The 12,914-nt window shown below is 49.0% G+C and carries 13 protein-coding genes; 3 read left to right on the forward strand and 10 right to left on the reverse strand.

All coding sequences use genetic code 11. From position 1 onward, the window contains the following. Positions 1–149: 149 nt before the first annotated feature. The 9 genes from KUV45_RS17375 to KUV45_RS17415 form a co-directional block, all read right to left on the reverse strand. A complete protein-coding gene (locus KUV45_RS17375) occupies positions 150–905 on the reverse strand; it encodes a hypothetical protein (protein WP_222163587.1) in 756 nt (251 codons plus the stop codon). Positions 906–908: 3 nt separating this feature from the next. After that, positions 909–1,154 carry a hypothetical protein gene (locus tag KUV45_RS17380; RefSeq protein WP_222163588.1) on the reverse strand — a complete coding sequence of 82 codons (246 nt, stop codon included), beginning with the start codon at positions 1,152–1,154 and terminating at the stop codon, positions 909–911. Positions 1,155–1,164: 10 nt separating this feature from the next. Then, complete coding sequence (locus KUV45_RS17385; RefSeq protein ID WP_222163590.1) at positions 1,165–1,416, reverse strand: hypothetical protein; 252 nt, start codon at positions 1,414–1,416, stop codon at positions 1,165–1,167. A gap of 110 nt (positions 1,417–1,526) precedes the next feature. After that, positions 1,527–1,991 carry a hypothetical protein gene (locus KUV45_RS17390; protein WP_222163592.1) on the reverse strand — a complete coding sequence of 155 codons (465 nt, stop codon included), beginning with the start codon at positions 1,989–1,991 and terminating at the stop codon, positions 1,527–1,529. A gap of 113 nt (positions 1,992–2,104) precedes the next feature. After that, the gene (locus KUV45_RS17395) at positions 2,105–2,959 is read right to left on the reverse strand and encodes a toll/interleukin-1 receptor domain-containing protein (protein ID WP_222163593.1); all 855 of its coding nucleotides are present in this window, start codon (positions 2,957–2,959) and stop codon (positions 2,105–2,107) included. 962 nt (positions 2,960–3,921) lie between these two features. Beyond that, positions 3,922–4,908, reverse strand: a complete 987-nt coding sequence (locus tag KUV45_RS17400; protein WP_222163595.1) for an IS481 family transposase — start codon at positions 4,906–4,908, stop codon at positions 3,922–3,924. 682 nt (positions 4,909–5,590) lie between these two features. After that, on the reverse strand, positions 5,591–6,151 hold the full coding sequence (locus tag KUV45_RS17405) for a hypothetical protein (RefSeq protein ID WP_222163597.1): 561 nt from the start codon (positions 6,149–6,151) through the stop codon (positions 5,591–5,593). Continuing rightward, positions 6,151–6,843: a hypothetical protein gene (locus KUV45_RS17410; protein ID WP_222163599.1), complete on the reverse strand. Its 693-nt coding sequence runs from the start codon at positions 6,841–6,843 to the stop codon at positions 6,151–6,153. Before KUV45_RS17410 ends, KUV45_RS17405 begins: the two co-directional genes overlap by 1 nt. A gap of 139 nt (positions 6,844–6,982) precedes the next feature. Continuing rightward, entirely contained in the window at positions 6,983–7,903 is a 921-nt protein-coding gene (locus KUV45_RS17415) for a hypothetical protein (RefSeq protein WP_222163601.1), read from the reverse strand. 1,021 nt (positions 7,904–8,924) lie between these two features. Between KUV45_RS17415 and KUV45_RS17420 the strand changes: the two genes are divergently transcribed. Next, positions 8,925–9,221 carry a damage-inducible protein J gene (locus KUV45_RS17420; RefSeq protein WP_222163609.1) on the forward strand — a complete coding sequence of 99 codons (297 nt, stop codon included), beginning with the start codon at positions 8,925–8,927 and terminating at the stop codon, positions 9,219–9,221. A 196-nt stretch (positions 9,222–9,417) separates the two neighbouring features. Here the strand turns inward: KUV45_RS17420 and KUV45_RS17425 are convergent, their stop codons facing one another. Further along, the gene (locus tag KUV45_RS17425) at positions 9,418–10,134 is read right to left on the reverse strand and encodes a GntR family transcriptional regulator (protein WP_224852061.1); all 717 of its coding nucleotides are present in this window, start codon (positions 10,132–10,134) and stop codon (positions 9,418–9,420) included. Between the two features lie 288 nt (positions 10,135–10,422). On the opposite strand from KUV45_RS17425, the gene KUV45_RS17430 reads away from it, so the two are divergent. Next, a complete protein-coding gene (locus KUV45_RS17430; protein WP_222163611.1) occupies positions 10,423–11,832 on the forward strand; it encodes a flagellar biosynthesis protein FlgA in 1,410 nt (469 codons plus the stop codon). Positions 11,833–11,906: 74 nt separating this feature from the next. Next, positions 11,907–12,875 (forward strand): tripartite tricarboxylate transporter substrate binding protein, encoded by a 969-nt coding sequence (locus KUV45_RS17435; RefSeq protein ID WP_222163619.1) that lies wholly within the window; start codon positions 11,907–11,909, stop codon positions 12,873–12,875. Positions 12,876–12,914: the final 39 nt, after the last annotated feature.

The raw sequence follows: 12,914 nt of genomic DNA on the forward strand, positions 1-12,914 counted from the left end.
CATCAGCGCTCTACAGCACATGTGAGATAAAATAGTTGCCGCACTCGGCCTCGCAATAGTCAGGTTTAGTGTTGAATATAGCTATCTAACACTTTGCTCACCGAAAAATTGGGAGCGCAGCGAATAATTTTTCTGGGTGCAGTAACTTGTTAACTGCCAATTAGCTGCGGAGGGTTTAATCCCCATACAATTACGAACACTGCTATGGCTCCTGTTGCCCTTACTGAGAACTTCTGAAACCTAGATTCTACAGTTAACAGACCAGGAATTATTGCAGCAATAGCTGCTAATGAGACAGCAAAAATTCCTCTAAATATAAAGAACTGAGTTGGTGTAGGGTTAGGGATAAATATAGCCGAAAGAAGTATTATTAAGGCGAACAGCAATCCAGTAACTAATCCTGCTATAAGCTGCCATTTAGGCGTTTCAATCAAATCATTTGCTCCGGAGCAATTAAACCCTACTACTGGCAGGGCATTTTCCTTAAATAGGCGCTCTAATTTTTCCCATTTCTCTTTTGGAAGGTACTTTTTTGTCATTCTCTGCATATTTGCATAAGCCGAATCATCGGGATTTTCTAAAGCACCCAACAATGTTTCCGAATGACTTCGAAGAAAATTCACATGCACCACAAATGCTTTCAATACGCTGTAACAAGTCTCGGCAAAACCCGTGACCCACTTCCCATTCACATGGGCTCCTAATAAACCGCTATTTCCGACAAAATTTTCAATGAAGTTAAAATAACTTACACCTAATTTCTGGCATGTTAATAAATCTTGGAGAGAAGGATTTTCTCCTTTCTCATGAATTTTCATAACAATAGGATTTAGATGATCCATGTAGGCCTGTTTAAGACTTTCAATTTTAGCCTCAGCCTGAATAACTGCTTGCTCGTTAGTCATAATTTATTTAGTTGTCTTTGTGGCTAATATAAGCAATGTAGTCAAGTCGGCATTATCTATACCTTCCATCATCATGCACTCATATGACCCAACAACGTCATAGACTATTTTCTCAATATCAGCCTTTGATGCTGAGCCACCAAGGGCCTTAATCCGTCTAGCGATCTCATTGAGATCAACTTCAGTCGGCGACCAGTCGGTAATTAGAAGCGTAGCTTCAAGTTCTTTTTTTAGATTTCCAATACTCATGCCTCTCAGCCTACTTCTTTGTTGCAAGTTGCATTAAGGTAATTAGATCAGATGTATCTGCACCTCTGTAAAAGTAACTACCTGCACTTGTGCAGTGCTTCTTAACAATTTCTGCCCAGTCATTTTCAGATGGAGTGATCCCCTTAGCTACGAGATCTTGTATATCTTGCTTGATTTTCTCCAGCTGGTAAGAGTTCGGGTCACTGGGAGCAGTGCCAAACTTGATTTTTATTTCATGAGCTAATTCCTGATCACTATTCATCGTAGTTCCTTGTTTGATTAAACCTTATGCAGTTAATTCCCAGCAACACGCGCAGCATTTATAGCGGCGGCGCAGCCGCAACGCAGAAGCTGTCGCCGTGGTTGGCATAGCTATGCATTTTTTGCGCCCAGATCTTTCCTCGCCAGTTCAACGATTTGTTGGAGCGCGTCTCTATGTGCTTCATAATCCGCCTCATAGATATCCCAATCTGGATTATCGTCCCACCTAAGCCTAGGGCGATCCCTAAGCTCTCTGAGTACATTCTGTGCCTCTTCTGATATTACGAAAGCGCCAACATCTGTAGCTCTTTTTATTTTCCAATAGGCAGCAGCATGTCTTGAAGAGAGTTCTGACTCCGTATCGGAGGAATAACCAGTGCCTTGTCCATAATCCTCCTTCTTTATTTCGCAATACCGAAGAACGTCATAAAGAGCGTCAACTATCTCCACATATGCATGCTCTTTTCTATCCCACCATTTTTCAGAATAGAACTTTTTCATGGACCATTTTGCCGCTAGAAAAGATCCAAGAACTGCAGCCACCATTCCTGGGAGAACTTTTATAAGCAAGTCCATTCAATCTCTCCTGAGTATATAACAACTCAACAAACCGAATGCATAACGGCGCGCTCTGCGGAAAATTCGTAGCGCAGCGGAAAACTTGTCCTGCACCAGCGCTTCGCTACACCCTAATTCTTAATGACTTCGATTAATTGGTACGCTATCTCTTCTATGCTATTGAGAGATGAGTTCAAAGCCACTTTATCTGCCAAAGCTGGACTAAAGTTCATAACTTCTGTTTTTGACACCTTATGCCAAATAGGCAGTATCATTTTGTGCCCCTCCATTTCTTTCGCCACCATTGCATCTAATTCGTACTGCGTCCAATTTTTTTCGAAAAAAGAAGAAGAAAGAACTACGGTTCCATATTTCGACTTTATTAGCCCATGATCAATACTTCGACGCAAACTATCACCAACTTTCAGTGTGAATTCATCATACCATACCTTGACGCCTTCGGCAGAAAGCGCTTCGGCTAGAGGCCGAACAAAATCATCCTTATCCTCGGAAGCATGAGATATGAAAATGTCATAATCTGCTCTTAGTACAGATTCCGATTTTCTTTCAAGATTTTCAGCAAGGTGAGAAGTGCTTTCGATTTCTCGTTTCAGCCTTCGATGAAACTCTAATTTATCTCTTTGTTGTTTTTTCTCTGCATCAGCTATTTTCTTGCGCTCTATTTCCTCTTCTTTGGCCAGGTCTTGCTTGTACTTCAATAATGTGGCTATTTTATCCGCCTCTTTCTTTGAAAGGTCGGATTTTTTCGCTTGCACTTTGGCGACTTGGCTCTGCTTCCTTTGAATATCAGATAGCTTAGATGTCAAGCTACTTGCGCTAGTTGACTTAGTTATAGACTTCTCAACCTGAAGTATTTGCCTCATCAAATCAGATTCTTTTTTCGTCTCTTGACTGATCTTTTTACTTAAATCAGCTATTTCCTTCTGGATCCTTGCGATGTTGCTACTAATTGAAGATATAGACATTAATCCATCCTCATTACAATTAGATCAAGGCATGCCGCCCGCCATCAGGCCTCCAGGTTTTTACATCGCCTGCCTGGCATTGTTATGAATTCACTTTCAGGTAGAAAAATCGTGATAATGAAAGCAAGGCACACTGGTACCATCGCTACGCGCCAAACTCTCCTCACAGTACGGGAAAACTTAACTTTGAGAGTGATAGTGGCTATCGCCTCACCAAGAATTTCGAGATAGTGGTTCTGTTCCAAGTTTTTCTGAGATGAAATCTGATTTAAATGTAGTAGAGGCTGATCATGCTTTAACTCGATCCAGACCTCGGCCCTCTTCATATCGTCGCACTCATAGATACTATTCATTGCCTACTACCATGTAATTCATAACGCCTACCATGAGAGGAGTTTTGGGATTGGAACGCAAAGCGCGTACCGGAAAAGCGTCCCTCTCCATGGTACTCATGATATGGCCTTGAAAATACTCTAACGGAAATTCTGGATAGCTAAAGCTAGGAGTAGCACTGAAACCAAACCGACAATAATAAGCGGGGTCTCCCACCAACAGACAACCTACGGCACCTTGATCTTTCAGCATCTCTAATGCGTTGATGATAAGCGCTGAATCGATAACTTTGCGCTGGTATTCCGGTGATACTGAGACTGGACCGAGCGCGTACCAGCCCAAGCCACCAGCCGAGATCGAGACTGCTGAAATTGCAATGCGGAAAACAAGACTGGAGTTAACCTTGGCAACCTATGAGATTGACAATGCCCGTCTAACTCGAAGTGCATCAACGGTTAAGTACTCCGTGTGAGCAGCGTGCGGCGCATTCAGAAGTACTTCCTTTGTGAGTGCGTGAATTGCATTTGTATCTGACGATTTTTATGCACGTAGCATCATTTGCTTGATATCCTGACTTTGGGCCTAAAGCCTGTAGCTGCGACAAATAGCAAGCACAGTGAGTAATTTTCCTACATGTCAGGTCCCGGATGATTAATTACACGCTTGGTGAATAGTTCAGGACGCCGGTTCTGCCAGTCTTTCATCGCAGAAATTGGGGCCTGGTGCTTCAATGCCTTCTGCGGGATGTGATGATTGTACAGCCAGCAGTGCCGTTTAAGCGTTTGCTCCAGGTCTTCTCCGGAGATATAGCGTCGCGTCGATAAGACGTCACTGATACGGCCATTGAAGCGTTCGACCATTCCGTTGGTTTGAGGGTGGCCCGGTCGAATCAGGCGGTGCTCCACGTGGTGCTCTGCACATGCCTGGTCAAACGGATGCTGTCCGGTGGGCTTGCGCTCTCCACTAGAGGTGAAGCGATCTGTGAAGCTCTTGCCATTGTCCGTCAGCACCTTTTGGACCTTGAACGGGGTCTTCTCAACGACCCGATGAAAAAACGCTTCAGCATCGCGTGCTGCCTGGCTGGAGCGTAGCTCTAGATAGACCCAGCGCGTAGCTCGGTCGATGGCAACGTACAGATAGCGGCGCTGCGTCTCATCAGGCATCTGCGGCAGATACTTGATATCGATATGGAGGTGGCCCGGTTCGTAGTCTCGAAAGGGCTTGGGGGCGTCCTTCTTGCCCTCCTGGTCCTTCTTAGCCAATTGGGCCAAGGTGGGCACCTGGCGGCGTTTCAGCATCCGGTGGAGCGCCGCTCTGGATAGCGTGGGGTGCAAGCACTCTCGGGCGACGACGAGCAGGTCGTCGAGCCCGAGACGAAGGAATTCGCGTACCGCAATCAGCACCTCTTCCTGCTCGTGGTTGAGCGTTGCCTTGAGGTTGTGACGGGTGTGTGGGCGATCATAGACATCGTCGCGGTGCCGCCACCGACGTATCGTCATGTCACTGACGCCAAAGCGCTCCGCCGGCGCCGTATCGGTAATGTGAGCGGGAGCCGCCTGGATCTCAGCGCGGATCTTTGGGGTCGTCCTCGCTTGTTTATGAAGTTTGATATCCACGGCCATGCTCCTGGATGAATTGACGGAGAAGCCCACGGGCGGCTATCAAAGGATAGCTTCTTTTTATCAATTGAACATCCGAGACACTACACCTACAGCCTACACTTGTTACGCGGTGCCACCCTCTGCTAGAACCTTTAAGATAGCGAATGCACCACCTATGAATGTTACCCATATTGGTATTAGAACCGTCCATCTTTGACTGCGGCGAACTTGCCTGCCATGTAACTCTATTGCTGAATTTAGTAGAGCTTGTGTATGCTCAGGAGAAAGTGGTGGCCGATTTTTATAACTCCCCCTCGATACATGTCGAGTTACCAACGATATTGGATATTTTCGTCCTTCAATAACCCGAAAAAATTCCTGATGCTCCTTTGCCAGTTGAAGCCAACTGCCAGCCGAGTTTGGCAATGCTGGAAGCACCAATTTCACACCTTCCTCGCTTCGATGCGAAGTCTTATCGAGAGCCAATACTTGAATCAAAGCCAGCACATCTTCTAGGCGACCATTTTTGAGATACTTATATTTTCTTCTATAGAAACACATGTGGTATTTTCTTTAACGCGTAACGCCGCGTTAGCGTATGAGCCCCTACACCCAAGCCTCCGCTTGTACCTTATTCACTTAACTTATTGAAGACACAAATGCTGCGGGGCAAATCACTGGTTAACGCTTTGTTATATCAATTTTTACTACCTCGAGGAGCTATTACATAGTAAACAACCTTGTTATCGCTAGAGTTATAGCGGTAATTTTCATCGACAGAAACACACAACTTACCATCGCAATTCGTGACGTAACCATACTGATTAAGCCTCTCTATCTGAGCTTGAAGTTGCGCTTTCTCACCTCTTAGCTCGTTAACCTCATTTATAGTGGGAACATCTTTGAAAAATAGCAACCAAATACTAACTACAACACCAATTAATGATAAAAGCATAATAAAGGATAGTTTTAATACCGAATATCTGCTTGCTTTCTCATACCTTAACGCTGCTTGTTCTGCTTTAATATGCGCATGCTCAAGTTTTTTTAATAATTGCTCTGAAACCTTATCCGCTATTTCATTTGATGCATTTTGGGTAGACTCTCTTATTGCTATTTTAGTCTCCGACTCAGCTCTGCTAACACTCCGGATAGTCTTTTCCATTGACGCGATTGTGGTAGAAAATTTTTGTTCATTTTTCTCACTTGCAGCAAGTAAATTAGCAGCTGCATCAAATAACTTATCTAACCTATCCATTACCGACTTATCCCAATATTGAAACTTCTGGTTTTATTAATACTTTTTTTCGCCTCTATACTTTTATTAAATTGATTCTTTATATCATTCACATATTCTTTATGTTGCAACCTGAGCTGCATAATGTCCGTAAACTGGAAATACTTAATACCACTCTCAGAAACGGCGATAATTATACCTCCAGTTCCCACCTCTCCTGTACCTTGGCACCTAGCAACCAAACTCAAATAGTTTTTAAAGTCATCATCGCTAAAGGTGGTGTCGTTACTAAATACATCGTCTACAATTTTTTCAATAAAAGTTTCTAACGTAAAACTGTCGTTAACATAACCATCGAAGGCATCCAGATAAGGTTTAATGTTGTTTACACAAAGATCATTAAAAGGCTCGGTTTCAACATACCAATGAATACTCTTAGACAAAAAAATATTTGCATAGCCTTTTCCCAATGCAGATTTTAATTGAGAGTGTCTTTGCATCTCTTTTTTTAAGCTACCAGCTTTGTTTTTAAACTCTATGAGTCTTACGACTCCAGGATATTCTAAAAGTACATCGCCCAGCTCTTTGTCTGCTGGCGTTTGTTGCAGCAGGTTTACAACTGACAAAACCTCATTTCCACCTTTCTTAGCAGCAACAGCGTAGCCTAATCCGTAAAGAAAGTTTCCAATGACTACATTTTCATATAGTTTCATTATTTTTGAGCCTATCCCTAGATTTTTATAACACCCAATTAAAGTGCTAGCCCCGACTCCCAAGCCAAAGGTGCGCACCGTAAACAATTAACTCACTGAAACCATTAAAGCACTGGTGCGAGTCATTTTGAATTGTTTGTTATGCGTAAATTGCGACCGGAATAATCTGGAATGCTGGCCCCTCCAAATCCAATTTTATTTCGGGAATATTGAACCCATCATCAGTACTCAAACCTGACATTTTTTCAAATGCTTGCATCTGTACAGTAGACGGCATTTTGCTCATTGCAGTTTTACGCAACAGGCTGATTTTGTCTTCTTCTCCAACACTTTTAATTACTTTCCCCAACACCCTAAAATTTCCGTCAACTAGGTCAGACATCTGCGGGTCATTTAAGAATGCCGTTTCAACCGTAATTAGTGCATTGTGCCCTGATTCCAGGTTTTCGATGGTCAAATCCGTAGTATTACCTGCTTTTAAGCTATCTGAAAATTGTAGCATTTGCTGACGCATTAATTTGTATTCATTCGTTTGACCACCCTTACCTTTTGGCGGTTTGGGCGTTTGATCGAACATCTCGGCCATTTCCATCATTTGAGCCATACTATCGACGGTTTCAACGATAGGATTGCGAGATAAAGAACCCTCAAACTCAATAAAATCACCCGCTTTAACATCGCAGGTTTCTGACAATAGCGATAAGTATTCTTTTTCAATTAGTAAGTTACGCAATTTAAAAAAGAGAGATGCTGGTGTATGAACTTTCTCTTCATTTGTTTCCAACGAATTTGTATCGGACTCGCGCTTACCTTGGCTTCCTGATAAATCGATTTTAAGTAAGGTTGAAAATGCTTCGCTTAAACCAAAACCAACTGAAAGCTTTTCACTTTGAGACGAAGAGTCTCCAGAAGTAGTATTAATAGCTTTGACTGTACTGATGCCATCTTGAAGCATTGCCAACAAATCGAACACTAGCTTTTGGTTTAAGTAAACTGGTACTATTAATTTTTCCACATATCCTCCATTACGAGTAACATTTTTATTAAACGGAACACTCATTTTTTCACAAACCTGTCTAGGTTGCAGACTATACCTTTAAATTATCAGGCAGTTTTCTCAATCTACGGGCATTAATCCGTAATAAAACGTGCATACTCATATTCAAAGCGCGCATTCCCAAAAACGCTCTTCTGTAATTTCAGCGCCATTGATTATCCGTAACTTTAAAACGCCCATGCGCAATAAATACGCTCTAAAATTCACCATCTCGAGCATGCCATTAAATTCTGTGCTCTATTTCGTATACACGTATGCATATTGCATGCAGAGAAGCACCAACACCATGTCACCGGGAGGTAAGGTACACCTCCCCTTTCACTTACAAACTACCGAACAGCCACGCTACCGCCACGGCGGCCACGGGAAATGACCACCCAGGCGACGAAGGCCGCTGTGCGATCAGGAGAAGGGGGGAGTCAGTGCGGGCAACCGGGTACGCAGCATCCCGCCAATTAGATGGCGCCGTGCTGCATTTAACGTCAGATTAGCGTTGGCTGGTTATCCCTTGCCATAGTCGGCTTTCCTATCCCTGCGCATGATCGTTTTGTCGTGCTCTAAACGGCACTTTTATGGCTTGGTATGTGCCAATGAGAGCAGAATAGACAAAATATGCGTGGAATGGGAAAGAATTTTCGCGTTTTTTAGCCTATGTCTTATAAGCTGTTGAAATTCGAAAACTCATTTCTGGGCCCAGCGTCTTACATAAGAACCGTTGAGAGAGATTTATGCTGATAGGATTGCGCCAACCCGCATGAGCAAGCGATCACTCACTTATGGCTGACGGAATTATGTCCTATTCATCTTGTCGCCGGATAATCACGATGTGTTGCAGATCAAGCCTGAGATACTTAGCCACCGTTGACGGGAACGGCTTCGCGCGTTTCTGAGGCTCCGCTTCCGAGGTAACTCTGTCGAGAGACGTCTTCATACCTACCTCTGCAACAGGACCTAGATTGCCTCATTGGACACCAAGACGAGCTAACATCTGTGTGCACGTCGGAATGAGCTATGAGGCCTTCAGATGGATACCCATATACAGTTTCGTATCGATGAAGAGACAAGGCGCCTAGCCCAGCGTATGGCAGAGAGCCAGGGCCACACGCTCAATGGCGCCTGCAGGGAATTGGCGGAACAGCTCGCCGAGCAACAGCGCCAAGCAACGTCACACCACGACTGGTTATCACTTCAGGTCAAGCGAGCGTTTGACAGGCTAGAAACCGGTGCGGCGACCTTTGTCGATCACGAAGCGGCTAAATCCCGGATGGAAGAACGAAAGTCACGGATCCGCGCCCGTTACCTTCCCCGCAGTCATCGGTAATGCGACTCCCGGGCTTGGCTGATGGAATTATCCCCGCAACATCACGCAACCGCCTAGTCAGCCGGCCCGGCCCCTTCGCTCGAGTCACTACCTCATATGCGCTGAACCTTGCCTACAAGTGCCTTGCTATCTCGACCATGGCTGGCCGGCGCCGCCTGCCTCGCCTACCGCACCTTCCTCCCTACTGGTCCCTCACCTACTGGCCGCTCTCGGTATCGGTATCGACATCGGCGTAGGGCTGGTCCTCCGCCGCGGGGTTGGCGTACTTCATCCACGTCTTCCCCAGGTGGTTGCGCAGTTCATTACCCACCTGCTTGGGGTCACGGGCTTCCAGGGCGGCCATGATCGCTTCGTGTTCTTCCATGGCCACCGACCACTTTTCGTTCTTCAGGTTGGAGAGGTAACGCACGCGATAGAGCTGTCGGCTCAGGGTGGCATGGATCTCGATCAGGGAGTTGTTGCCGGAGAGCGCGACGATGCGGTTATGAATCGCCTGGTTCAAGCGAAAGTAGTTCTGCCGGTCGCGACGCAGGAAGGCGGCTTTCATCTCGAAGTGCAGGGCCTGCAGTTCGGCGATGTCATCGTCGGTGGCATTGGCGCAGCAGAGCTCTGCGGCGGACTGTTCCAGCACGCTCAGCACGTAGGCCTTTTCCTGTACGTCCTGGGGGCTGACGTCGGCGACCACGGCGCCTCGCCGCGGAGAAATGACGACCAGACCCTCGGCCGCGAGGATCTTGAAGGCCTCGCGCATGGGGGTACGTGAGACGTCCAACTCTTCGGCCAGCTTGCGCTCTGGCAGCCGTTGCCCGGGCTGAAAACGGTCCATCACGATGTGCTCGCGCAGGTAGTTCGCCACCTTCTCTACCAGCCCTTCCCGTGGGTCCATTGCCGCTTCATCCATCGTCGTCGCCATCATGATCCTGAGGTGCGATAAGAATGGCATACCAAAAATTCTCAATCAAACTTGGCCGTGTTATGACACAAACTTTTAATCGTATACTTTTCATGTGCTTATACCTAAAGAACCGGGAATTACTACCAAGGTCTAGGTGCCCAATGTTTGACCTTAAAAATGGTATACCACTAAATTTCACAGCATCCATGAACCACTCGCCCCACCCAGCCCGCCGCCTGAAGCGAGCAAGGCTGCCCCTCAACAGCGGGGCGAAATGGGCCAGCCAGCACGGAGATGCCTCACTACATGAACTACTTACATCACTTTGATACCGCCGCTACCGTCGAAGCCTGCGTGGCAGGTGCCGGCGACTTTGGCCGAGGCATCCTCCGTCAGGCCCAGCAGATGCCGGGCATGAATGCCCGTATCGCGGTCGACATCAACGCCGCAGTAGCAGCAGAAGCCCTTGAAAAGGCGGGAATTCCGCTTTCGCGTATCGCGGTATGCCATTCTGCCGAGGAGGCTTCGGCTGCGTGGCAGGCTGGCCACTATCTGGCGACCGGTGACCTGGAGATCGTCAAGCACCTGGATTTCGATATCCTGGTGGAAAGCACTGGTATACCAAATGCAGGTGCGGCTCACGCTGCCAGCGCACTCAAGGCAGGTAAGCATGTTGGTATTGCTACCAAGGAAACAGAATCCGTGGTCGGTCCCTACCTGACCCGCCTGGGCAATCGTCACAATCGCCTGTTCACACCACTGGACGGTGACCAGCCGAGCCTGTTGATTGGACTGGTCAGCTGGGCGCAGACACTGGGATTCGACATCATCGCTGCCGGCAAGAGCAGTGAATACGACTTTGTCTGGGATGAGGACGACCAGGCGATCTGGTGCAACGGCACTCGCTATGACGCGCCGGACATGGCCAACCTGTGGACACTGCCAGAAGGCGATGAACGCAGCGTGGTGCGCGCACGGGGCGAACACCTCAACGCCATTCCACAGATCTCCGCTCCGGATCTGTGCGAGATGACCAATGTGGCCAACGCCACTGGCCTGCTGCCCGATGATCCTGCCTTTCATGCCCTGGTGCTGCGCACTCACGAAGTGCCGACGCTTCTGGACCTGGAGGCCAATGGTGGCGTGCTCGCCGGCAGTGGCCGCCTGGAGGTGTTCAACTGCCTGCGCCGCCCGGACGAGTTGAGCTTTGCCGGTGGCGTGTTTGTCGTCGTTCGCTGTGAAGATGACCACGCCTGGCAGGTGCTGGAAGGCAAGGGTCATATCCTGAGTCGCAGCAAGAAGAGCGCCATGGTCTATCTGCCGCGCCACCTGCTTGGCCTCGAAGCACCGATCTCCCTGCTTGACGCTGTGCTGAAGGGCCTGCCCTCCGGCGGCGGTCAGGCGACCCGCCCGGCAGTGGACCTGGTCGCAAGGGCGACGGCCCCGCTTGAAGGCGGCCAGGCGCTGGAAATGAAGGGCCACCACCGACACATCGCAGGTCTTCAGCCAGAGGTACATCCGGCCTCAGCCCTGGTCGCCAAGACGCCCGTGCCGTTCTACCTGCTTCCAGGCGCCACGCTGAAGCGCGATATCGCTGCAGGACAGCTGATTACCCTGGCCGATGTGACGCTTCCCGAGTCGACTCTGCTGACGCTGCGCCGTGAGCAGGATGCGATGTTCTTCTCGACTGCCGAACACATCTCGTCGCCGGCCTGACGTCGGGCCGAATCCACTGGCACTCAACGGGCTAAAGCCCACGCCTAACCACAACAATCCTTCCGGAGAACGCCATGCTTAGCCGACATCTCGTCCTTACTGCCAGCGCCCTTGGCCTGACCCTTACTGCTGCCAGTCCCGCTGCCTTCGCCGCCGATGACGCTGCGGACTTTCCGTCCAAGCCCCTGCAATTCCTGGTTGCCGCCGGCGCCGGTGGCGGTACCGACAACTTCGCGCGCACCATCAAGCCGCTGCTCGAAGAGGCCATGGATGCCCGCGTCACGGTGATCAACCTGCCGTCCGCATCCGGGGCACTGGCTCACCAGCGCACCGCCAATGGTGACGCCGATGGCCACACCCTGGACTTCGCCTCGTCCACCCTGGTGACCTCGCTGGCGGCCGGCCAGAACCCCACTGGCCTCGACCAGCTGACGCCGGTGGCGCGCATGCAGTCCGACGTGATGACCCTGATCGTCGATCCGGACAAGTACGCCGATTTCGACGCCTTCATGGAGCACGCCAAGGCCAATCCCGGCGAAGTGATCATCGGCGGCACCCACGCAGCAAGCCCGGACCGCATGGCCTTCCTGTCATTCCGTGACGCCACGGGCCTGGACATCAATTTCATCCCTTATGACGAAGAAGGCAGCGTGGCGGCCAACGTCATGGGCGGCAACATCGACGGCCTGTTCGGTGAAATCAGCTCGGTCCTGAGCTACATGGAGTCAGGCGAGATGATGCCGATCCTGGTCTTCGCGGAAGAGCGCCTGGGCAACTTCCCGGACATTCCCACCACGGTGGAAAACGGCTGGGACCTGACCGATGGCAACGAGCGCGGCATCTTCGTCCACGCCGACACGCCTGACGCCATCGTCGAAAAACTCGAGACCACCCTGAAGGGCGTCTACGACTCCGAGACGTACCAGGAGTACGAAGAGCGCGTCAACCTGCACTACCGTGAAGGCTGGCTGGGTAGCGACGCCTACCGCGAGAAGCTCGAGCAGAACCTGGAGCTGTACACGCGCCTGCTGGAAAACAACTGATCTGTACACCGGGTGTGCGCCGCAACGGCTCGTCAGGGC

The organism is Halomonas sp. DP3Y7-2 (assembly GCF_019800795.1).
Classification (GTDB): domain Bacteria; phylum Pseudomonadota; class Gammaproteobacteria; order Pseudomonadales; family Halomonadaceae; genus Halomonas; species Halomonas litopenaei_A.

Coding starts and splice junctions, on each gene's coding strand:
- KUV45_RS17375 (WP_222163587.1), bottom strand. CDS start 905: ATGACTAACGAGCAAGCAGTTATTCAGGCTGAGGCTAAAATTGAAAGT.
- KUV45_RS17380 (WP_222163588.1), bottom strand. CDS start 1,154: ATGAGTATTGGAAATCTAAAAAAAGAACTTGAAGCTACGCTTCTAATT.
- KUV45_RS17385 (WP_222163590.1), bottom strand. CDS start 1,416: ATGAATAGTGATCAGGAATTAGCTCATGAAATAAAAATCAAGTTTGGC.
- KUV45_RS17390 (WP_222163592.1), bottom strand. CDS start 1,991: ATGGACTTGCTTATAAAAGTTCTCCCAGGAATGGTGGCTGCAGTTCTT.
- KUV45_RS17395 (WP_222163593.1), bottom strand. CDS start 2,959: ATGTCTATATCTTCAATTAGTAGCAACATCGCAAGGATCCAGAAGGAA.
- KUV45_RS17405 (WP_222163597.1), bottom strand. CDS start 6,151: ATGGATAGGTTAGATAAGTTATTTGATGCAGCTGCTAATTTACTTGCT.
- KUV45_RS17410 (WP_222163599.1), bottom strand. CDS start 6,843: ATGAAACTATATGAAAATGTAGTCATTGGAAACTTTCTTTACGGATTA.
- KUV45_RS17415 (WP_222163601.1), bottom strand. CDS start 7,903: ATGAGTGTTCCGTTTAATAAAAATGTTACTCGTAATGGAGGATATGTG.
- KUV45_RS17420 (WP_222163609.1), top strand. CDS start 8,925: ATGGATACCCATATACAGTTTCGTATCGATGAAGAGACAAGGCGCCTA.
- KUV45_RS17425 (WP_224852061.1), bottom strand. CDS start 10,134: ATGGCGACGACGATGGATGAAGCGGCAATGGACCCACGGGAAGGGCTG.
- KUV45_RS17430 (WP_222163611.1), top strand. CDS start 10,423: ATGAACTACTTACATCACTTTGATACCGCCGCTACCGTCGAAGCCTGC.
- KUV45_RS17435 (WP_222163619.1), top strand. CDS start 11,907: ATGCTTAGCCGACATCTCGTCCTTACTGCCAGCGCCCTTGGCCTGACC.